Annotated in this window: 19 protein-coding genes and 1 pseudogene; 5 read left to right on the top strand and 15 right to left on the bottom strand. The window is 74.2% G+C overall.

Going from position 1 to position 20,895, the window contains the following annotated elements:
• Nucleotides 1-82 precede the first annotated feature (82 nt).
• Both KDY119_RS00500 and KDY119_RS00495 read right to left on the bottom strand, forming a co-directional pair.
• Entirely contained in the window at nucleotides 83-1,174 is a 1,092-nt protein-coding gene (locus KDY119_RS00500) for a threonine aldolase family protein (protein WP_194174298.1), read from the bottom strand.
• Nucleotides 1,175-1,190: 16 nt separating this feature from the next.
• The gene (locus tag KDY119_RS00495) at nucleotides 1,191-1,964 is read right to left on the bottom strand and encodes a DUF4396 domain-containing protein (RefSeq protein WP_036955639.1); all 774 of its coding nucleotides are present in this window, start codon (nucleotides 1,962-1,964) and stop codon (nucleotides 1,191-1,193) included.
• 76 nt (nucleotides 1,965-2,040) lie between these two features.
• Between KDY119_RS00495 and KDY119_RS00490 the strand changes: the two genes are divergently transcribed.
• On the top strand, nucleotides 2,041-3,174 hold the full coding sequence (locus tag KDY119_RS00490; protein WP_153021792.1) for an NAD(P)/FAD-dependent oxidoreductase: 1,134 nt from the start codon (nucleotides 2,041-2,043) through the stop codon (nucleotides 3,172-3,174).
• Nucleotides 3,175-3,205: 31 nt separating this feature from the next.
• Here KDY119_RS00490 and KDY119_RS00485 read toward each other — a convergent pair whose 3' ends face one another.
• Nucleotides 3,206-3,763, bottom strand: a complete 558-nt coding sequence (locus KDY119_RS00485; protein WP_036955159.1) for a DJ-1/PfpI family protein — start codon at nucleotides 3,761-3,763, stop codon at nucleotides 3,206-3,208.
• Between the two features lie 681 nt (nucleotides 3,764-4,444).
• On the opposite strand from KDY119_RS00485, the pseudogene KDY119_RS18985 reads away from it, so the two are divergent.
• A pseudogene (locus tag KDY119_RS18985) lies at nucleotides 4,445-4,561 on the top strand (hypothetical protein); the annotation flags it as partial.
• Between the two features lie 165 nt (nucleotides 4,562-4,726).
• Here KDY119_RS18985 and KDY119_RS00475 read toward each other — a convergent pair.
• Entirely contained in the window at nucleotides 4,727-6,175 is a 1,449-nt protein-coding gene (locus KDY119_RS00475; protein ID WP_083891249.1) for a DHA2 family efflux MFS transporter permease subunit, read from the bottom strand.
• Nucleotides 6,176-6,242: 67 nt separating this feature from the next.
• Here KDY119_RS00475 and KDY119_RS00470 point away from each other — a divergent pair, with 67 nt between their 5' ends.
• On the top strand, nucleotides 6,243-6,884 hold the full coding sequence (locus tag KDY119_RS00470; RefSeq protein ID WP_036955161.1) for a TetR/AcrR family transcriptional regulator: 642 nt from the start codon (nucleotides 6,243-6,245) through the stop codon (nucleotides 6,882-6,884).
• 77 nt (nucleotides 6,885-6,961) lie between these two features.
• Here the strand turns inward: KDY119_RS00470 and KDY119_RS00465 are convergent, their stop codons facing one another.
• The 3 genes from KDY119_RS00465 to KDY119_RS00455 all read right to left on the bottom strand — a co-directional run bounded on the left by KDY119_RS00465 (nucleotide 6,962) and on the right by KDY119_RS00455 (nucleotide 9,417).
• Nucleotides 6,962-7,588 (bottom strand): COG4315 family predicted lipoprotein, encoded by a 627-nt coding sequence (locus tag KDY119_RS00465; protein ID WP_085998092.1) that lies wholly within the window; start codon nucleotides 7,586-7,588, stop codon nucleotides 6,962-6,964.
• A 71-nt stretch (nucleotides 7,589-7,659) separates the two neighbouring features.
• On the bottom strand, nucleotides 7,660-8,949 hold the full coding sequence (locus KDY119_RS00460) for a DUF4304 domain-containing protein (RefSeq protein WP_036955163.1): 1,290 nt from the start codon (nucleotides 8,947-8,949) through the stop codon (nucleotides 7,660-7,662).
• A gap of 105 nt (nucleotides 8,950-9,054) precedes the next feature.
• Complete coding sequence (locus tag KDY119_RS00455; protein WP_153021791.1) at nucleotides 9,055-9,417, bottom strand: CHY zinc finger protein; 363 nt, start codon at nucleotides 9,415-9,417, stop codon at nucleotides 9,055-9,057.
• Nucleotides 9,418-9,503: 86 nt separating this feature from the next.
• On the opposite strand from KDY119_RS00455, the gene KDY119_RS00450 reads away from it, so the two are divergent.
• Nucleotides 9,504-11,345: an oleate hydratase gene (locus KDY119_RS00450; RefSeq protein WP_036955164.1), complete on the top strand. Its 1,842-nt coding sequence runs from the start codon at nucleotides 9,504-9,506 to the stop codon at nucleotides 11,343-11,345.
• Nucleotides 11,346-11,364: 19 nt separating this feature from the next.
• Here KDY119_RS00450 and KDY119_RS00445 read toward each other — a convergent pair whose 3' ends face one another.
• The 7 genes from KDY119_RS00445 to hutH all read right to left on the bottom strand — a co-directional run bounded on the left by KDY119_RS00445 (nucleotide 11,365) and on the right by hutH (nucleotide 19,209).
• Entirely contained in the window at nucleotides 11,365-12,039 is a 675-nt protein-coding gene (locus KDY119_RS00445) for a pyridoxine/pyridoxamine 5'-phosphate oxidase (protein WP_153021790.1), read from the bottom strand.
• Nucleotides 12,040-12,082: 43 nt separating this feature from the next.
• Complete coding sequence (locus KDY119_RS00440; protein WP_036955167.1) at nucleotides 12,083-12,379, bottom strand: DUF4287 domain-containing protein; 297 nt, start codon at nucleotides 12,377-12,379, stop codon at nucleotides 12,083-12,085.
• A gap of 76 nt (nucleotides 12,380-12,455) precedes the next feature.
• Entirely contained in the window at nucleotides 12,456-13,607 is a 1,152-nt protein-coding gene (gene hutI, locus KDY119_RS00435) for an imidazolonepropionase (protein WP_153021789.1), read from the bottom strand.
• A complete protein-coding gene (locus tag KDY119_RS00430; protein WP_153021788.1) occupies nucleotides 13,604-14,755 on the bottom strand; it encodes a formimidoylglutamate deiminase in 1,152 nt (383 codons plus the stop codon). Before KDY119_RS00430 ends, hutI begins: the two co-directional genes overlap by 4 nt.
• The gene (locus tag KDY119_RS00425; RefSeq protein ID WP_083891250.1) at nucleotides 14,752-15,960 is read right to left on the bottom strand and encodes an allantoate amidohydrolase; all 1,209 of its coding nucleotides are present in this window, start codon (nucleotides 15,958-15,960) and stop codon (nucleotides 14,752-14,754) included. Before KDY119_RS00425 ends, KDY119_RS00430 begins: the two co-directional genes overlap by 4 nt.
• 4 nt (nucleotides 15,961-15,964) lie before the next feature.
• Nucleotides 15,965-17,617 (bottom strand): urocanate hydratase, encoded by a 1,653-nt coding sequence (gene hutU / locus KDY119_RS00420; protein ID WP_036955170.1) that lies wholly within the window; start codon nucleotides 17,615-17,617, stop codon nucleotides 15,965-15,967.
• Nucleotides 17,614-19,209, bottom strand: coding sequence for a histidine ammonia-lyase (gene hutH / locus KDY119_RS00415; protein WP_153021787.1), 1,596 nt, complete (start codon nucleotides 19,207-19,209; stop codon nucleotides 17,614-17,616). Before hutH ends, hutU begins: the two co-directional genes overlap by 4 nt.
• Before the next feature lie 101 nt (nucleotides 19,210-19,310).
• On the opposite strand from hutH, the gene KDY119_RS00410 reads away from it, so the two are divergent.
• Nucleotides 19,311-20,054, top strand: coding sequence for an IclR family transcriptional regulator (locus tag KDY119_RS00410; protein WP_036955172.1), 744 nt, complete (start codon nucleotides 19,311-19,313; stop codon nucleotides 20,052-20,054).
• Between the two features lie 243 nt (nucleotides 20,055-20,297).
• On the opposite strand, the gene KDY119_RS00405 is transcribed toward KDY119_RS00410, so the two are convergent.
• Entirely contained in the window at nucleotides 20,298-20,870 is a 573-nt protein-coding gene (locus KDY119_RS00405) for a TetR/AcrR family transcriptional regulator (protein WP_036955174.1), read from the bottom strand.
• Nucleotides 20,871-20,895 lie beyond the last annotated feature (25 nt).

The raw sequence follows: 20,895 nt of genomic DNA, 5'->3' as shown, positions 1-20,895 counted from the left end.
GTCGTCCCTCCAGGCCTACTCTCGCGAACGGGCCGTCACCAGCCGACGCGCGGGCGGCGCGACGACGTGGCGCGCGCCGGGCTCAGCCGCCGACGGCGGCCAGCACGTCCGCGGCGAAGGCGTCCACGGCCTCGGGGGTCGTGTCCCAGGCGCACATCCACCGCACCTCGACGAGGCCGTCGTCGCGGTGGTCGTCCCAGTCGTAGAACCGCCAGCGCCCGCGGAGGGTCGCGGCGGCGTCGTGCGTGAGGGCCGCGAAGACGGCGTTGGACTCCGTGCCCCGGGTGAGCACCAGGCGCCCCGCCCCGGCCGAGGACTCGAGCGCCGCGCACAGCCGGGACGCCATCGCGTTCGCGTGCTCCGCGGACCGCCGCCACAGGTCCGACCCGTACAGCGCGACGAGCTGCGCCGACACGAACCGCAGCTTCGAGCCGAGCTGCATCGTCAGCTTGCGGACGTACTCGACGCCGTCCACCGCCGACGGGTCCAGGACCACCACGGCCTCGCCCAGCACGATCCCGTTCTTCGTCCCGCCGAGCGACAGGACGTCCACCCCGACGGCGCTCGTCAGGTCCCCGAGCCCCACGCCCAGGTGCGCGGCCGCATTCGCCAGGCGCGCGCCGTCGACGTGGACGCGCATCCCGAGACCGTGCGCGTGGTCCGTCAGCGCGCGCAGCTCCTCGACGGAGTAGACCGTGCCGAGCTCCGTCGCCTGGGACACCGACACGACGAGCGGCTGCGCGCGGTGCGGGTCGCCCCAACCCCACGCCTCGCGGTCCAGCAGCTCCGGGGTGAGGCGACCGTCCGGCGTCGGGACGGTGAGGAGCTTGATCCCCGCGACCCGCTCGGGCGCCGCGTTCTCGTCGGTGACCGTGTGCGCCGTCGTCGGGGTCACGACCGCGCCCCAGCGCGGCAGCATCGACGCGAGCGAGACCACGTTCGCGCCCGTCCCGTTGAACACCGGGTACGCGACCGCCTGCTCGCCGAAGTGGCCCCGGACGACGTCTTGGAGCCGCGCCGTCCACGGGTCCGCGCCGTACGAGACGGCGTGCCCGCGGTTCGCGGCCGCCATCGCGTCGAGGACCTCGGGGTGGGCGCCGGCGTAGTTGTCGGAAGCGAACGAGACGTCGGGCAGCGGGGCCGGGTCGGGCGTGCGGTCGAACGGGAGAGTCACGTCCCCATTCTGGCCGTCACATCCCCGTCTTGATCCCCGCCCGCACGAGCCACCAGTTCACCGGGTAGCTGCACGCGTAGCCGACGACCATCGCGACCTGCATGCACACCCAGTACTGCGGCGTGGACGGCGGCGCGTGCCCACCCAGCCACGCCGGCAGCCAGACGAGCTGGACGAGCGCCATGAGGCCGACCATCCCGACCTGCCAGGCCGCGATCGACGCCGCGTCCGCCTTGACGGCCTCGACGAGCCCCCTGCCGACACCCAGGTGACGCATCGGCGCGATCGCGAAGTACTGGAACACCACGCCGAACACGAACGCCAGGACCGTCCCGACGATCCACCCCGCGAACACCTCCAGGTGGTACAGCGACCCCAGCCCGACGGCGGTGGCCACGGCCGGCGCGACCGCGAGCAGCCCGTCCCCGACGACGTCGCCGAGCGAGCAGCCCGCCCCGCAGTGGTTGGTGTCGACCGCGACGGAGACGCGGAACGCGGCACGAGACTCGTCGCCGTCGTCGTGGGTGGCGGCGTCGCCCCCCTCGTCGGCGTGGTGCTCGTGACCCGCTCCGGCGTCACGCGGGGCGGCGCGCGCGAACCGGCGGTAGAAGCCGAGCCACACGACGCTGCCGAAGAGCATGACCACGGGCCACACGACGTTCATGATCCACATGTGCTGGGGTCGCCGGGCGACGTCCACGGCCACCCAGGCCGCGCACACCCCGGCGAGCGCGAGCAACGCCCAGCACACGGGCGTCGTCCAGGAGGGAAAGTCGGCTGTCGAGAGCATCGGTCCCAGCGTGCGGGGCGCCGGGTGCGCCCGCATCTTCGGCGGCCGCGCAGGGCCGGACGCTACGGTCGGGTCCATGCGCGTGCTCGTGATCGGCGCCGGTGTTGCCGGCGCGTCCGTGGCCTGGTCCCTCACCCGTCGCGGGGCGGAGGTGGTCGTCGTCGACCGGCTGCACGACGGCGCCGCGACGCTCGCGGGGGCCGGGATCGTCCGGGCGTCGCTGGGCATCACGGAGCCGGGGTTCGTGGAGGCGTACGCGGCCGCCGTCCGGCACTACCCCGAGGCGATCCGGGACCTCGGCGACGCGTCGGGCCGCGACGTCGCCGACGAGGTCGGGTACCGCGTCGTCGGCGGCCTGTGGCTGTCGGCCGACGACGACGCCCTGGCGGACGTCGAGGCCCGCCTCCGCGCGTTCGACGCCGCGCAGGTCGGGACGGTGTCGCGCCTCGACCCGGCCCAGGCGCACGACGCGTTCCCCGCGGCGGCCGCCGACCTCGCCGCCGTGCACGTGACGCAGGCGGCGCGCGTGGACGGGAGGCGGCTGCGGCTGGCGCTCCTCGCCGCGGCCCGCGCGCACGGGGCGGTCGTGCACGACGACGACGCCCGCCTCTCGCCCGCCGGCGCCGCGGCGGAGCTCGGATCGGGCGAGCGGATCGACGCCGACCACGTCGTCGTCGCGGCCGGGACGTGGACGCCCGAGGTCCTCGCGCCGCGGGGCGTGAGCGTGCCGATCACCCCGCAGCGCGGGCAGATCAGCCACCTCGGGCTCCCGGGTACCGACACGTCGCGCTGGGCCACCGCGACGGCGATCGGGTCGTCCCACTACCTGCTCGCGTTCGACGACTCGCGCGTCGTCGTCGGCGCGACGCGCGAGCGCGACGCCGGGACCGACTACCGCGTGACCGCCGCCGGTCAGGCCGAGGTGCTCCGCGAGGCGCTGGCCGTCGCGCCCGGGCTCGCCGACGCGACCCTGCTCGAGACCCGCGTCGGCTTCCGGCCCACGAGCCCCGACGGCGTGCCGATCGTGGGGCGGGTCGCCGACGACGTCACCGTCGTGACGGGGTTCGGTGCGTCCGGGCTGACGCTCGGCCCGTACGTCGGAGAGCGCGTCGCGGACGACGTGCTGGGACTCGGGCCCGACGACACGCCGGGTCCGCCTCGCGCGCTCGCGGCCTTCGACCCGTCACGGTTCACCACAGGGTCCCGGTGAGGCTGCCCGACGACCACCCACCGGCGCGTTCTCAGACGCCCGCCTTCTCCAGCACCTCGAGGAACGCCTTCATCCACGGGCCGTTGTCGGGCCACGCGCGCCCGGACACGAGGTTCCCGTCGACGACGTCGCCCCCGTCCTGGAACGTGCCGCCCGCGGTCTCGACGTCGACCGCGAGCTGCGGGTACGCCGACGTCGTCCGGCCCCGCAGCACGCCGGCCGCGGCGAGCAGCAGCGGGCCGTGGCACAGGGCGGCGACCGGAGCGTCGCGGTCGAAGAACGCCTTCACGAGGCGCTTCGCGTCGTCGTCGTTGCGGATGTACTCGGGCGCGCGCCCACCGGGGACGACGACGGCCACGTAGTCGTCCGGGTTCACGTCGCGGAAGGCGACGTCGGCCTCCCACGTGTGCCCGAGCTTCTCGGTGTACGTGTCGAAGGTGTCCACGAAGTCGTGGACGACGAACTGGAGCTTCTTCTTCTCGGGGGCGGCGATCTCCACCTCGTACCCGGCCTCCTGGAGCCGCTGGTAGGGGTAGAAGACCTCGAGCGTCTCCGCCGCGTCGCCGGTGAGGATGAGGATCTTGGCCATGGCGCACCTCGATGTGCTGGGAGGGACCGGACGAGTCCAGCGTGCCCCTGTCGGTCTCTCACCACCACCACGATCGGCGTCCAGACGCTCGACCCGTGGAAGTTCCGCGGCCTGAGACGGCCTAACCCAGGTTTGGCCGGGGCCGCGCCCTCACACGGGACCCCCACGCGCGTGAGCGAGAGTTGGCCTCCCTGTCACCGCCCGGAACACACCGGCGCAACGCGCGCCCCGCACGATGCTGAGGTACCTCCCGCCTCCACCGCACCCCCGACGACGGTGCGTTCGTCGTGCTTCGTACTGCGGGGTGGGGTGCGGGATGATGCTGCAGCCGCGCCTGAACTCGATCTCGTCGAGCCCGCTCGCGGAGCCCGACGAGGTGCACCTCACGGTGTCGGCGGTGCGGTACGAGTTGCAGGGGCAGGCGCGGCAGGGTGTGCTCGACGTTCCTCGCGGACCACAGCGCCGATGCCGACGTGCCCGTGTTCGTGCAGCCCACCACGCACTTCCGGCCCCCGGCCGCGTCGGACGTGCCGATGATCATGGTCGGCCAGGAGAGGGGGGTCACGCCGTTCCGCGGGTTCCTCCAGGAGCGGCGCGCGCTGGGGCACCGCGGGCGCAACTGGCTGTTCTTCGGGGAGCCGCGCGAACACGGACTTCTGCTATCGCAACGAGCTCGAGGGCCTGCGTGGCGACGGCCACCTCACGGAGCTGACGCTCGCGTTCTCGCGCGACCAGCGGCAGAAGGTCTACGCCCAGGACCGCCTGCGCGAGCACGGTTCTCAGGTGTGGTCGTGGCTCGAGGATGGCGGGCACGTGTACGTGTGCGGGGACGCGAGCCGGATGGCGAAGGACGTCGACCAGGCGCTGCGCGAGGTCGCCCCGGACGTGGGGATCACTGTCCGAGGACGATCCCGGCAGCGACCTGAAGACCATGGCCAAGGAGAAGCGGTACGTCCACGACGTCTACTGAGGCTGCGGCTCCGTCCCCGACGGCACGCCCGCCCGCGGGAGCCACAGCCCGCCGACGGCGACGGCCGCGCCCGCGAGGACGGGCAGCCAGAACGGGGTCCCACCGGCGAGCGTCGTCCAGCCGGTGACGTGCGCGCCGGCGGCGGCCGTGACGATCCCGGTGAGCGCCGCGATCCCGACGGCGCCCCCGAGCTGGTTCGCGACGAAGAGCGTCGTCGTGGCGTTGGGGATCTCGCGCGGCGTGAGCACGCGGTAGAGCGACGACATCGTCGGGCCGCCCACGAACCCGACGCCCAGCCCGGCGACCACGGACGCCGCGACGAGCACCGCGAGCGGCGCCGTCGGGCCGACGGCGAGGTAGACCGCCATCCCCACGACGACGGCCGCCCCGCCCGACGGGACGAGCACCCGGGCACTCACCCGGTCGGAGAGCCGCCCGCCCACGACCATCCCGACGAGCGACCCGGCGCCCTGCGGGGCGAGCAGCAGACCGGACGCGAGCACGTCGTACCCGCGCACGCCTTGGAAGAACTGCGGCAGCCCGTAGAACAGCGGGTAGATCGCAAGGCCGAGGGTGAGCATGACGAGCGTCGCGGACAGCACGGTCGGGTGGCGGAGGACCTGGACGTCGACGACGGCGGCCCCGCCCCGACGGGCGGCGTGCCGCGCGAAGACGGCGAGGACCGCGAGGCCCACGACGATCGGTCCGACGACGGCGAGCGTGGCGCCATCCTCGGACGTCTCGGCCAGGCCGACCAGGACCGCGACGGAGCCGACCGACAGCAGGGCCAAGCCGACGCGGTCGAGGCGGAGCGCCGGGTCGAGCGGGACGCCGCGCGGGAGCGCCCGCCAGGACGCGACGAGCACCGCAGCGGCCGCGACGAGGAATGCCGCGAAGAGTCCTCGCCAGCCGATCGTGTCGACCAGGACCCCGCCCAGGAGGGGCCCGAGCAGCGGCCCGAGACCGATCGCACCGGCGACGAGGCCCATGATCCGGCCCATCCGGGCGGGGCCGGCGAGGGTCGCGACGGCGGTCAACATGAGCGGCTCGAGCATGCCGCCGCCGAAGCCCTGGACGGCCCGCGCGACGACTAGCGCCGGGAGCGACCAGGCGAACGCCGAGGCCCCCGCCCCGGCGCCGAAGAGCGCGAGCGCCGCGAGCCAGGGCGCGCGCGTCCCGAAGCGGATCGACGCCCAGCCGCTCACGGGGATCGCGACGGCGACCGCGAGGACGTACGCGGTGCCGACCCACTGGACGCTGCCGAGCGGGGCATCGAGGTCGGCGGCGACGTCGGGGATCGCGACGCCCGTGACCGTCGTATTGAGGAGGGCGAGGAGACCCCCGGCGACGAGCAGGGCGAGGCGGGGGCCGAGGCGGGGCTCGGGGCGTGGCTCGGGGCGCGCCGAAGGCAAATACCCGAGAGGACGCTCAGTTGTACTCATGCGTTCATTTTGAACTCATGAGTACAGACAGCACAACCCCCCGATCCACCCCGGCTACGATGGGCTCATGGTGGCGGCTGAAACGACGAGACGCGTCGACAAGCACCGCGCGATCCTCGATGCGGCGCTCGACGTGTTCGCACGCCAGGGCTACGCCGACACCAACCTCGACGAGGTCGCCGAACTCGCCGGCGTCGCGAAGCCCACGATCTACAACCACTTCGGCGACAAGGCCGGGCTGTTCGCGGCTGTCGTCGAGACCTCGTCGCAGGACGCGAACAAGCAGGTCGCGGACGTCATTGCCGCGACATCAACGGACCCTGCGGACCTGCGGGCCGAGCTCGAGACCCTGGCCCACAGCCTCGTGCACTGCCTCCAGGGCGGTGCGGGCTCCGCGACCATGCGACTTCAGCTCGTCGAGGGCGCCCGGTTCCCCGAGCTCATCTCGCGGGTGCGGGACGGCAACCGGGACCGCACGCTCGACCTCCTCGCGGGCAAGCTCGCGCAGCTCAGCGCGACCGGGCACCTGCGCCTGCGCGACCCCGGCCGCGCCGCACGCCAGCTCATGGCGCTCGTGAGCGACGAGCCCCTCGTCAACAGCGGGTTCGGCGCCCGTCCTGTCGACCCGGCCGTCGTCGACCGCGCCGTCACCGAGGGCGTCGACACGTTCCTCGCCGCCTTCGGCCCGGAGCCCGCCCCCGCGACGTAGACCGCGCGGACGCCTACCTCGCGAGGGTGCAGCACCCGCCGACGAACCCGACCACGTCACCATCGGCGAACGGAGCGTCAGTAGCTGTAGCCCGAGTCGTCGCTCGGCGACGTCGACGCCCCGCCCGTGCCCGCTGCCGTCGTGATAGCGGAGCCCGACGGCGCCACGACCCACCACGGCGCGCCGAACCCGTCGACGCCCTGACCGGTGGTCGCGCCCGCGGACGTGTCCTTGACGAAGTAGTAGAGCGCGTGACCGTCGTAGGCGACCTGCTCGCTGCCGTCGTCGCGCTTGATCGTCGTCAGCTTCGCGGCGTCCACGCCGTCGCCCGCGGTGGGCTTCCCGGACGCCACGACAGGCGGCCACGCCGCCGCGCACGAGCCGGAGCACGTGGACTTCCCGGCCGGGTCGGCGACGAAGAGGTAGAGCGTGTTGCCCTTGCCGTCGGTCAGGTAGGTGCCGAGCGCGCCCTGGTGGGCGTCGACCTCGACAGCGCCACCCGACGCCGGCGCCGCCGACGGTGCCGCACCCGTGTCGCCGCCGCCCGAGCCTCCCGACCCCCCGAGCTGCAGGCGGCGAGCGCCAGCGCGCCCGCGAGCGCCAGTCCCACTGCCCCGGTTCGTACCGTGCGTCGTGCCATGTCGTGCACCTCTCGACCGCCGCCGACGTCGTCCCGCCGGCGGCGGGGGTCGTGCGGACCTCACCCGTGACACGAGGCGCACGGGCGGCAGGTTCACCTCGGCAGGCGGCCAGCGTCCGGGTCGGCGCTGGGTGCTCAGTCGTCCTCGTCGTCGAACCGGACCACCTCGACCTCGGCGCCCGGGATCGCCTCGGACAGCGCACGCGCGAATCCGGCCAGGTCCAGCCCCGGAGCGTCCGGTCGTGACGGTCGGACGGTCCCCGGGTAGCCGTCCTGCTCGGCCCGTCCGGCGATCGCGGACCGCATCGCGGGGAGGCCGAAGTCTCGGACCGCGTCGACCACCGCACCGGCGACGACGCGAGGGTCCGCATCCCGTGCCACCGTCCACCAGCGGTCCACCCCGCCCGGCAACAGCTCGCCGATCCGCGCGGACCAAGCGCCCTCGATCTCGCACACTTCGTTCGGCGACGGTCTGGTCCCGCGCCACGGCTCGTCGACCAGGTGGGCAGCCCAGTCCGCCTTGCGGACGACCGAGAGGTTCAGGGTGAACTCGATGAGGTCCGCCGTGCTGTAGCGGTTCTTCTGGATCCCGATCTGCGCGAAGTGGTCGCCGTCGGGGAGCGTGTACGCCTGGCCGCTGCCCTTGAGCCCGAGGCGCCGCAGCCCGGGCGCGACGTGGTCCCGGAGGATCGAGTGGAAGTGCTGCTGGGCGGTGGGCGCCGTCGGTTCCATGCGCCTAGCGTGCGCGCACCGACCGACACCGCCAGTCAGCTCAGCCCGCCGGTGGCAGCGTCCCCGCGCGGCCGGCGGCGAGCCGGCGGCGGACCTCGTCCACCGCTTCGGGCAGTCCAGCAGCATCGACGTTCCGGGGAAGGGGTCCCGACCACCGCACGAGCGTGACGGGAAGGTCGCGCACCGTGGTCTCCGAGACGCGCACCGAGAACACAGCGCGGGCCCCTGGTGGAAGAGGCCCGCGCGTCCGCGGCCGACCGACACGGCGTCGATGCGGGCCGCCGGGACGAAGCCGAACACCTCCACCGGAAGGCTGTGCCAGATCGTCACGGCGTAGGGGTCGACAGCGAGGACCGCATAGGCGGTGGGTCGGCGGCGCGTCTGCCGATGCATCGCGTCGCCCAGCCCCGCGGCCGCGACGTGGAACCCGCTGTGGATCATGCAAACGGACACGAACGCCCCCGGGCAGATCGCCCTCACCACGGCGAGCCTTCGCCGCTCCGACCTGCCCTGAACCCAGGTCGCGAGCAGGACGAAGGCCAGCATCACAGCCAGCCCGACGAGCGTCGGCACCACCCAGTCCGCGACCCACGCGTCGTCGTCGCGCAGCTCCTGCACGAACGCGACCACGGTCCACGGCGCGAAGACGAGGGTCATCAGCAGGGGGAACAGCCACGACCGGCGCTCTCTCATGCGCCCGGATCGTCCCACCCCCGGAGCCGGCGGGCCAGAGCCAGCGACCGTCCTTCATGAGAACTCGCCCGGAGGCGGTAGCGGATCTCCGTCGGGCAGCGGGATTCAGTCGGCGAAGTACAGGTGGGCGTGCGTCCGACACCCGGGGTTGAAGGGCGCGGCGCACCGGGGACACGCGTCGGACGCACGGTACTCCGGCGTCGTCATGAGGTGACCGCACACCCCGCACAGGGCGGACGGCTCGTCCCACGCGGACCGCGGCCGGGGCTGGGCCGGGTGGTCGGCGTCGTCCTCGTGGCACGCGAAGCACGGGTACCAGGCGCCGCAGCACCAGAACCGGAGCGCGACCACGTCGAGCGGGGACGACCAGTGGGCGCAGCGGGTCTGGTCGTCGACGACGGCGCCGCGCACGGGTGGCAGCGGGAGCCGCGCGGGCGCGTGTCCGGTGCACGTTCGTGCTTCCACCATGCCGTCCGACGGTACCCGCCCTACCGTCGAAGGGGCGGGAGCCGGCGGCTCCCCGACCGACCCCACGACGGACGCAGGGAGCGCTCATGTACTACAGCAACGGCAACTACGAGGCCTTCGCCCGACCCCGCAAGCCGGCAGGCGTCGACGACAAGTCCGCGTGGCTCGTGGGAGCCGGGCTGGCGTCGATGTCCGCGGCGACGTTCCTCATCCGCGACGGGCAGATGGCGGGCGACCGGATCACGATCCTCGAGCGCCTCCCCCTGCCCGGCGGCGCGCTCGACGGCATCAAGAAGCCGAAGAAGGGCTTCGTGATCCGAGGCGGGCGCGAGCTGGAGGACCACATGGAGTGCCTGTGGGACCTCTTCCGGACCATCCCGTCGCTCGAGGTCGAGGGGTCGGTGCTCGACGAGTTCTACTGGCTCAACAAGGACGACCCGAACTACTCGCTGTGCCGTGTGACCGAGAACCAGGGCCAGGACGCGCACACGAACAAGCTCTTCGCGCTGAACGAGAAGGCCCAGAAGGACATCGTCAAGATCTTCATGGCGTCGCGCGAGGAGATGGAGGGCAAGCGCATCGACGAGGTCGTGAGCGAGGACTTCCTGAAGTCCAACTTCTGGCTCTACTGGCGCACGATGTTCGCGTTCGAGGAGTGGCACTCGGCGCTCGAGGCGAAGCTGTACATCCACCGCTTCATCCACCACATCGGTGGACTGCCCGACCTGTCGGCGCTCAAGTTCACCAAGTACAACCAGTACGAGTCGCTCGTCCTCCCGCTGTACCGCTGGCTGCTCGACCAGGGCGTGACGTTCCGGTTCGCGACCGAGGTCACGGACATCGACTTCACGTCCGACGGCGACCGCAAGCAGGCGACCCGGATCCACTGGGTGGAGCGTGCGGACGAGAGCGAGCGCGGCGAGCCGGGGGCGGGGGACGTCGTCGGCGGCGTGGACCTCGGGCCGGACGACCTCGTCCTCGCGACCATCGGCGGTCTCACCGAGAACTCCGACGAGGGCGACCAGCACACGCCGGCACGGATCGACGAGAGTCCTGCCGCAGGCTGGGAGCTGTGGAAGCGGATCGCCGCGAAGGACCCGGCGTTCGGGCACCCCGAAGTGTTCTGCGGTGACATCGCCAAGTCGAAGTGGCAGTCGGCGACCGTCACGACGCTCGATCGGCGCATCCCGGAATACATCCAGCGGATCACGCAGCGAGACCCGTTCAGCGGGAGGGTCGTCACGGGCGGCATCGTCACGGCCCGCGACTCGTCGTGGCTGATGAGCTGGACGGTGAACCGGCAGCCGCACTTCAAGCAGCAGTCTCCCGACGAGATCGTCGTGTGGGTCTACGGGCTGTTCGTGGACACGCCCGGCGACTACGTGAAGAAGTCCCTCCAGGACTGCACGGGCGAGGAGATCACCCAGGAGTGGCTCTACCACCTGGGCGTCCCGGTCGAGGAAATCCCGACGCTCGCCGCCGAGGCTGCGACCTGCGTGCCCGTGATGATGCCGTACGTGACGTCGTTCTTCATGCCGCGTCGCGCGGGCGACCGGCCGGACGTCGTGCCCGAGGGGTCGGTGAACTTCGCGTTCATCGGCCAGTTCGCCGAGACGACCCGGGACACCATCTTCACGACCGAGTACTCGGTGCGCACCGGGATGGAGGCCGCCTACCAGCTCCTCGACATCGAGCGCGGCGTGCCCGAGGTGTTCGGGTCGACGTACGACGTCCGCAAGCTCCTCGCCGCGACGAGCCGGCTGCGCGACGGCGAGGAGGTCGACCTGCCGGGTCCGAAGTTCCTCCGCGAGCGCCTGCTGCGCCGTCTGGACGGAACCCAGATCGGCGAGCTGCTCACGGACTTCGGGCTGGTCCCCGAGACCGGTGGCACCGAGCGGCGGCCGCGGACGGACGACGCCGTGGAGTAGCGGTAGAACAGCACGCGCGTCACGGCTGACGGCGCCGGACCTCCCACGCGTCCGCGTCGGCGAGGTCGCCGGGCCCGACGCGGACGTACACCAAGCGGTCGTGGAGCCGGTTGCGTCGTCCGGCCCACAGCTCGACCTCGGCACAGTCGATCCGCCACCCGCCCCAGTGGTCGGGGAGCGGGACGTCGGTGGCGGAGCCCGTGTCCGGGTACAGGGCCGCGTACCGGTCGTAGACGGCCTCGAGCGTGGCGCGGTCGGCGACCGGGATCGACTGGTGGGACGCCCACGCGCTGATCCGCGACCCCCAGGGCCGGCCGGTGAAGTACTCGGCGATCTCGTCGCGCCCGATCTCCACGGCCCGGCCGCGGAACCGCACCGCCTGGTACATCGCCGGCCAGGTCAGCGCCGCAGCGACCCCTCCCGTCGCAGCGATCTCCGCGCCCTTCGCGGAGCGCAGGTCGGTCACGAAGCCCGGCCCGCGCGCGTCGAGGAACCGCATGAGGACGGTGCGCACGTCCGGCACTCCGGACGCGTCGACGGTCGCGACGGACAGGGCCGTCGGCTCCGGCACGTCCCCGCGCTCCGCCTGGCGACGGCGCGCAGCGTCGACCCAGCGACGGACCTGCTCGAGCGGGGCGGGGGCGAGCGCGGCCTCGGTCAGGCCCTCGCCGGCGTAGTCCGTGTGGACGATCACGCGAGCAGCGTAGGTCACGTCGAGCGCACTCCCGGACGACCCGTCAGGCGCGAGCCGGGTCGGTGGCCTTGCCGTCGAGCCAGAGGGTGTCGGACGCGTCGGTATGGGGCCCCGACGTCCCGACGTGCTTGGTGCTGATCGTGGGCCCGTTCTTCACGACATGGACGATCGCCATGCCGTGCCCGCGCCCGAGGTCGTACTCGTCCTTGAGCCACTCGAGGATGACGCCGGCCTTCACGGACGGGTCGACGTAGCCGCGCGCGGTCGCCTCGTCGACGATCTCGCGGGGCGTCTTGCCGGTCTTCGTCTCGACGGCGTCGAGGTAGGCCTGGAACGACATGGGTCCTCCTGCTCGGGTCGGGCGACGCGGTGCGCGCCGCCGCTTCACCCTCTCTGACCTGCGTCGTCGTCTCAACTCATCGGGGCAGCGGCACTCCTCCGACGACGGTCTGCCGCACCAACGGCACGCCCGGCCGGTAGGCGAGGTGCGCCGCCGACGGCGCGTCGAGCACCGCGTAGTCGGCGCGCGCCCCGACGCGCAGGTGTCCGACGTCGTCGCGCCGCAGCGACGCCGCTCCCCCGGCCGTCGCGGACCACAGCGCCTCGCGCGGTGTGAGCCGCAGCTCGCGCACGCCGAGGGCGATGCAGAACGGCATCGACGACGTGTAGCTGCTCCCCGGGTTGCAGTCGGTCGCGAGCGCGACGGTGACGCCCGCGTCGAGGAGGCGCCGCGCGTCGGGATACGGCGCGCGGCTCGAGAACTCGACGCCGGGGAGCAGCCCGGCGACCGTCCCGCTCGAGGCGAGCGCGTCGACGTCCGCGTCGGTGAGGTAGGTGCAGTGGTCGGCGGACGCGGCCCCGACCTCGCACGCGACCTGCACCCCCGGCCCGTGCCCGAGCTGGTTGGCGTGCACGCGCGGCGCGAGGCCGGCTGCGATCCCGGCCCGCAGGACGGCGCGCGCGGCGTCCGCGTCGAACGCGCCCTCCTCGCAGAACACGTCGACCCAGCGGGCGTGCGGCGCGCAGGCGTCGAGCATGGGGCCGGTGACGAGGTCGACGTACGCGGCCGCGTCGGTCCCCGACGGCACCACGTGCGCCCCGAGGTACGTGGTCTCGTCGGTGTGGCGGCGGGCGATCCGGAGCGCGCGCTCCTCGTCGCGCACGGTGAGGCCGTAGCCGCTCTTGATCTCGGCCGTCGTCGTGCCCTGGCGGTGCATCTCGGCCAGGTGCCGCCGGACGCCCGCGTCGAGGTCGTCGTCGGAGGCGGCGCGGGTCGCGGCGACCGTGGTGCGGATGCCGCCCGCCCGGTACGGCTCGCCGGCCATCCGCGCCTCGAACTCCGCGGCCCGGTCACCCGCGAACACGAGGTGCGTGTGCGAGTCCACGAAGCCGGGGATCACCGCGGCGCCGTCGACGTCGTCGCGCTCGTCCACGGCCGGGGCGTCCGCAGCCGCGCCCCACCAGGTGACCCGCCCGTCCTCGACGACGAACGCCGCGTCCGTCAGCACCGGCCGCTCGGCGTCCCAGGTGGTGAGCTCGCCGATCCCGGTCACGAGGCGGGCGGTCACACGCGCTCCCAGATCGCGTCGACCGCGGCGGCCAGGTCCGCCGCCACCCGTCCCGGGTCGAGGTCGACCGGCGGGACGACGTCCGCGGCGGTCGCGGCCCACAGCGGCTCGGTCGCGCCCGCGGTGCGCACCGACGCGCGGGCGAGCTCGAAGGCGTCGGCCCCGACGGCCGACGCCGGGTCGAAGCCCAGCGACGCGTAGCCGTCGGTCGTCGCGGCGCGGCGCAGCGCGGCCGCCGACCACGAGCCCCGCCGGCCGCTCGCCAGCCTCTCGTGCAGCTCCACCGAGCGCGCCTCCACGAACGGGTCGATCACCGTGTTGCTGTCCGACCCCAGCGTGACCCGCACCCCCGCCTCGCGCAGCGCGACGCTCGGGCCGATCCCGTCCGCGAGCTCGGCCTCCGTCGTCGGGCACAGGCAGACGGTGGCGCCGGACACGCCCAGGGCGGCGACGTCGTCGGGCGTGAGGTGGGTCGCGTGGACGGCGGTGGTGCGCGGGGACCAGACGCCCGCCTCGCCGAGCAGCGCGACGGGCGTGCGGCCCGTGGCGGCGAGGCACGCCTCGTTCTCGGCGGGCTGCTCGGAGACGTGGACGTGCAGCGGCGCGTCGGGCAGGGCCGCCGTGACCGTGCCGAGGTCCGGCTCGGGCACGGCGCGGACCGAGTGGATCGCCGCCCCCACGACGACGGCGCCCGCCTCCGCGTAGCGGGCCGCCAGGTCCCGGGTCCGCTCCGCCCAGGCGTCGGCGGTGCCGTCGGAGAAGCGGCGCTGCACGCTGTCCAACCCGTCGCGCCCGGGACCCGCGCCGAAGCCCGCGCGCAGGTAGCAGGTGTCGAGCAGGCAGAGCCGCATCCCGACGTCGCGGGCGGCGTCGACGAGCGCGTCGGCCATCGCGTGCCGGTCCGCGTACGGGCGCCCGTCGGGGGCGTGGTGCACGTAGTGGAACTCGCCGACCGCGCCGATCCCGGCGAGGCGCATCTCGGCGTAGGTCGCGCGGGCGAGCGCGTGCAGGAGGTCCGGGTCCAGCACGCCCGCGACCGCGTACATGCGGTCCCGCCAGGCCCAGAACGTGTCGCCGCCGACCTCGCGCCCGCGCAGCGCGCGGTGGAAGACGTGGCTGTGGCAGTTCGCGAACCCGGCGTGCCTCATCCGGCGAGCTCCCGGACGACGGCGGCGAGCGCGTCGACGCCGGCCTCGCAGTCGGCGTCGTCGGCGTGCTCGGACGGCGCGTGCGAGACGCCCGTGAGGTTCCGGACGAACAGCATCGCCGTGGGCAGGACCGACGCGAGGATGCCGGCGTCGTGCCCGGCGCCCGTCGGCAGGACGGGCGCGTCGAGGAGCCCGGCGAGCCGGTCGCGCAGCGGGACGTCGAACGTCACCGCACCCGTCACGGACTCGGCCGACGCGTCGACGGTCGTGCCGTCGTCGGCCGCGGCCGCCCGGGCCGAGTCGACGATCCCCTCGACGAGCCGCTCGAGCTCGCGCTCGTCGGACGCACGGGCGTCGAGCCAGGCCGTGACGCGGGACGGGATCGCGTTGGTGCCGTTGGGGGCGACCGCGAGCCGGCCGAACGTCGCGCGTGCGTCGCCCGCGAGACGGCGGGCCGCGAGCGCCGTCGCGGCGTAGGTGAGCATGGGGTCCGAGCGGTCGCCCATGGGGGTCGCGCCGGCGTGGTTGGCCTCGCCGCAGAAGTCGAGGCGCCAGCGGCCGTGCGGCCAGATCGCGGTCGCGACGCCGACGGCCGCGTCGTCGTGGACGAGCCCGCGCCCCTGCTCGACGTGCAGCTCGACGAACCGTCCGACGCCGGCCAGCCAGTCGGCGGGCCCGACGGCGCGGGGGTCGCGGCCCTGGGCGCGCATGGCGTCGGCGAGGGTGGTGCCGTCGTCGTCGCGCAGGGCGAGGGCCCGTTCGGGCGTGGTCGCGCCGGACGCGAGCCGCGACCCGAGGCACGCGACGCCGAAGCGCGCGCCCTCCTCGTCGGTGAAGCTCCCGATCACGACGGGACGGGCGGGCTCGAACCCGTCGGCGCGGAGCCGATCCACCGCCGCGAAGGACGAGGCGACGCCGAGCGGACCGTCGTACGCGCCGCCGTCGGGCACGGAGTCGAGGTGCGAGCCGACGAGCAGCGCGTCCTCGCCCGCGTTCCCGCTCCACGCGCCCCAGACGGCGAGGCGGTTGCCGTTGCCGTCCTCGACGACCTCGAGCCCGCGTGCGGCGGCCTGGCCGTCGAACCAGTCGCGGAGCGTGGGGTCCTCGGTGGTCCACGCGAACCGCCGGTACCCGCCGGAACGGGCGCGGCCGACGGCGGCGATGCCGTCGAGGAGCCCGGTCACCCCGGGCGGAGCGGAGCCCACGGCCTCAGCCCTCCGTCATCGGGACGCGCAGCCCGCGCTCCCGGGCGACCTCGGCGGCGCGCTCGTACCCGGCGTCGACGTGCCGCATCACGCCGGTGCCCGGGTCGTTGACGAGCACGCGCGCGATCTTCTCCGCAGCGAGGTCGGTGCCGTCGGCGACGATCACCTGCCCGGCGTGGATCGAGCGCCCGATCCCGACGCCGCCGCCGTGGTGGATCGACACCCACGTCGCGCCGGACGCCGTGTTGAGGAGCGCGTTGAGGAGCGGCCAGTCGGCGATCGCGTCGGAGCCGTCGGCCATGGCCTCGGTCTCCCGGTAGGGGGAGGCGACGGAGCCGGAGTCGAGGTGGTCGCGCCCGATCACGACGGGCGCGGACAGCTCGCCCGACGCCACCATCTCGTTGAACCGGAGCCCCGCGAGGTGCCGCTCCTGGTAGCCGAGCCAGCAGATCCGGGCCGGGAGGCCCTCGAAGTGGACCTTCTCCCCGGCCTGCGTGATCCAGCGGCGCAGGTGCTCGTCCTCGGGGAAGAGGTCGAGGATCGCGCGGTCCGTGGCGGCGATGTCCGCGGGGTCGCCCGAGAGCGCGGCCCACCGGAACGGGCCCTTGCCCTCGCAGAACAGCGGCCGGATGTACGCGGGGACGAACCCGGGGAACGCGAACGCCCGGTCGTACCCGCCGAGCCGCGCCTCCTCGCGGATCGAGTTGCCGTAGTCGAAGACCTCGGCGCCGGCGTCCAGAAACCCGACCATCGCGGCGACGTGCCGCGCCATCGACCCACGGGCGCGGTCCGTGAAGCCCTCGGGGTCGCGCGCGGCCTCGTCCTTCCACTCCTCGACCTTGGTGCCGACGGGAAGGTAGGCGAGGGGGTCGTGGGCGCTGGTCTGGTCGGTGACGACGTCGACGGCGAGCCCGTCCGCGAGCGCCCGGGGGAAGACCTCGGCGGCGTTCCCGACGAGCCCGACGGACAGCGCCCGCCCCTCGGCCTTCGCCTGGAGGACCTGGGCGACCGCGTCGTCGTAGGAGTCGGTCATGGTGTCGAGGTAGCCGCGGGTGACGCGGCGGCGCAGGCGGGCCTCGTCGACGTCGACGATCAGCACGACGCCGCCGTTCATGGTCACGGCGAGCGGCTGCGCGCCGCCCATGCCGCCGCACCCGGCGGTGAGGGTGAGCGTCCCGGCGAGGCTGCCGCCGAACCGCTTGCGCGCGACCGCGCCGAACGTCTCGTACGTGCCCTGGAGGATGCCCTGGGTGCCGATGTAGATCCACGACCCGGCCGTCATCTGCCCGTACATCGTGAGCCCCTCGGCCTCGAGGCGCCGGAACTCGGGCCACGTCGCCCAGTCGCCGACGAGGTTCGAGTTCGCGATCAGGACGCGCGGCGCCCACGCGTGCGTCCGGAAGACGCCGACGGGCTTGCCGGACTGCACCAGGAGCGTCTCGTCGTCGTCGAGGGTGCGCAGGGTGCGGACGATCGCGTCGAACGCCTCCCAGCTCCGTGCGGCGCGACCGGTCCCGCCGTAGACGACGAGATCCTCGGGGCGCTCGGCGACCTCGGGGTCGAGGTTGTTCATGAGCATGCGCAGCGGGGCCTCGGTCTGCCAGGACCGGGCGGAGAGGGTCGTGCCGCGGGGTGCGCGGACGGGCTCGTGGGTCATGCGGTCGCTCCGTTCCGGTCGAGGGTTCCGGTGGGTGCTGCGGACGAGGTGGGGATGCCGGCCGCGGCGAACGCGGCGGCGACGAGCGCGCCCGACCGGACGAGGCCGGTCGCGCCGTCGATCTCGGGGGCGAGGAACCGGTCCGGGCCCGGGCCGGGCGCGACCTCGCGCAGGCGGGCGATGGCGGCGCCCGTCGCCCGCGCGGGCTCGAGCGGCGCGCGGAGGTCGATCCCCCGGGCCGCGGTGAGGACCTCGATCGCGAGCACGCGGGCGAGGCCGTCGACGGCGCGGCGCAGCTTGCGCGCCGCCGACCAGCCCATCGACACGTGGTCCTCCTGGAGCGCGCTCGACGGGATGGAGTCGACGCTCGCGGGGACGGCGAGGCGCTTGAGCTCGGAGACGATCGCGGCCTGCGTGTACTGGGCGATCATGAGGCCCGAGTCGACGCCGGGGTCGTCGGCGAGGAACGGCGGGAGCCCGCGGTTGCGAGCGACGTCGAGGAACCGGTCGGTCCGGCGCTCGCTCATGCTCGCGACGTCAGCGACGGGGATGGCGAGGAAGTCCAGCACGTAGGCGAGCGGCGCGCCGTGGAAGTTGCCGTGCGACTCGACGCGGCCGTCGGGGAGGACGGACGGGTTGTCGATCGCGGCTTCGAGCTCGCGGGCGGCGATGGTCCGGGCGTGGGCGATCGTGTCGCGGAGCCCCCCCGCGACCTGCGGGGAGCAGCGGAGCGAGTAGGCGTCCTGCACGACGCCGTCGCCGTGGCGGTGGCTCGCGACGATCGGCGACCCCGCGAGCAGCGCGCGCAGGTGGGCGGCCGAGACGGCCTGGCCCGCCTGGGGGCGCAGAGCCTGGAGGTCCGCCGCGAAGACCCGGTCGGTGCCGAGCTGGCCCTCGACGGACATCGCTGCGGCGAGGTCGGCGGCGTCGGCGAGCCGGTCGAGATCGTGGAGCGCGAGGACGAGCATCCCGAGCATCCCGTCGGTGCCGTTGATGAGGGCCAGCCCCTCCTTCTCGCCGAGCTCGACGGGAGTCAGCCCGTGCTCGACGAACGCCTCTCCCGCGGGCCGGACCACGCCGTCGTCGACGACGTCCCCCTCCCCCATGAGCGCGAGCGCGCAGTGCGCGAGGGGCGCGAGGTCGCCCGAGCAGCCGAGGCTCCCGTGCTCGTGGACGACGGGCACGAGGCCGCTGCTGAGCAGGGCGGCGTAGGCGTCGGCGGTCTCGAGCCGGACGCCGGTGCGGCCGGTCGCGAGGGTCGAGAGCCGCAGGAGCATGAGCGCGCGGACGACCTCGTCCTCGACGCGCGGCCCGGTGCCCGCGGCGTGCGAGCGGATGAGGCTGCGCTGCAGCCGGGCGCGGTCGGCGGGGGCGATGTGCCGGGTCGCGAGGGCGCCGAACCCGGTCGAGACCCCGTAGACGGGCTCCTCGCTCGCGGCCAGGCGGTCGACGACGGCGCGTGAGGCCGCGACCGCGTCGCGGGCGTCGGGGGCGAGGGCGACGGGGACGCCCTCACGGGCGACGGCGACCACGTCGGCGGGGTCGAGGGGGCCGACGCCGACGAGCACGGTCCGGGTAGCAACGGTTTCCACAGCACCATGGAAGCGCCCCGAAGCACGCGGATCCCAGGCACTACAAGGCGATCGGGTCTCGGATCCGAGACAAGCGACGACCGGAGCGCGACGATGGTGGGGTGCCCCGACCCGTCCCCGCCGCGACCGCGACCCTCCGCATCCTGCGCTATCTGTCCACGCGCCCGGCCCCCGTCCCCGCAGCCGCCATCGCGGCCCACCTCGACCTCCCCCGCTCGACGACCTACCACCTGCTCACCGCGATGGCTGCCGAGTCGTTCGTCGTGCACTACCCCGAGGACCGCACGTGGGGCGTCGGGCTCGCGGCGTGGGAGGTCGGGCAGGGCTACAGCCGCCAGGAGGGGCTCGCGCGCCTGGCGCGGCTCCCGCTCGCGCGGCTCGTCGACGAGGTCGGGCACTCGTCGCACCTGGCCGTGCTGCACGGGTCCGACGTCGTCTACCTCCTCGAGGAGCGCGCGCCCGGCCGGCCGCCGCTCGTCACGGACGTCGGGGTGCGGCTGCCAGCGCACCTCACGGCGTCGGGCCGGGCGGTCCTCGCCGCGCTGCCCGCGTCCCAGGTCCGCGCCCTCTACCCCGACCGGGCCGCGTTCACCGACCGCACCGGCCTCGGCCCCACGACGCCGTCCCAGCTCCGCGCCGTCCTCGTCGACACTCGGCGCCGCGGCTACGCCGTCGAGGACGGCGAGGTCACGCTCGGGTTCCGCAGCGTGGCCGTCGTCGTGGGCTCGCCCGACGTGCGAGCCGCCGTCGCGGTGACCTGGGAGGGACGGCAGGACGTCGACACCGAGCGGGTCGTCGGTGCACTCCAGCGCACGGCGGGGAAGGTCGCCGACCGGCTCCGCTAGCCGGGCCCGGCGCCGAGTACGAGGGTTTCCCGCGAGTACGAGCACCAGGGCCTCGTACTCGGCGGAAACCCTCGTACTCGGCGACAGCCCGGCGACGTGTGGGCACGGCTCGACGCCGAGGCCCGCAGCCTGCGGGCACTGGTCACGGACCGGCAGCCGCGCCCTACGCGCGCCACGACCACCGGTGGTCGACCCTGCCGGCTGCCCAGGTGCGCGTGCTCGCCGACTGAGGGCGTCGGCCCCTCAGGCCCAGATCCGGCGCAACGGGGCGAGCCCCTCCTCGACGTAACCGGCGATCGGTCGCTGACCGCCGTCGTCGAACCAGGACTCGAGGGCGGCGAAGTAGCCGAACGCGACGGCGTGCGCGACGACGCGCGCCTGGGTAGCCGTGAGGCCACCGGCGGTCAGCAGCGGGGCGACGCGACCGGCGGCACGGTCGAGCACGCCGCAGACCGCCGCCCGGACGGAAGGCTCGGTGAAGAAGTACCGCACGCGCCGGCGGGCTGTCGCCCCACTCCCTTCGGCGTCGTCGGGCGCCTCGTAGCGCTGCACGACGCGGACCATGCTGCCGACGGGGTCGGCGGGGTCGAGCAGCGCCGCGAGGGCGCCGTCGTCCATCGAGTCGAACTCGTCCGCGACCAGCAGCCCCTCCTTGGTGCCGAAGTACCGGTACACCGACGACGGCGACACGTCCGCCGCGGCGGCGACCTGCTCGATGGTCACGGCGGCGAAGCCCCGCTCGTCGAAGAGATCGAGGGCGCGCTCCTGGATGGTCTGCATCGCGCTGCGACGCCACTGCTCTCGAAGGCCGGCCATGTCGCAAGCTTATCTGACATTCACT

This window comes from Luteimicrobium xylanilyticum (assembly GCF_009429125.1).
Taxonomy (GTDB): domain Bacteria; phylum Actinomycetota; class Actinomycetes; order Actinomycetales; family Cellulomonadaceae; genus Luteimicrobium; species Luteimicrobium xylanilyticum.
The sequence above is the reverse complement of the archived record's forward strand: the minus strand, read 5'-3'. Positions and strand labels throughout refer to the sequence as shown.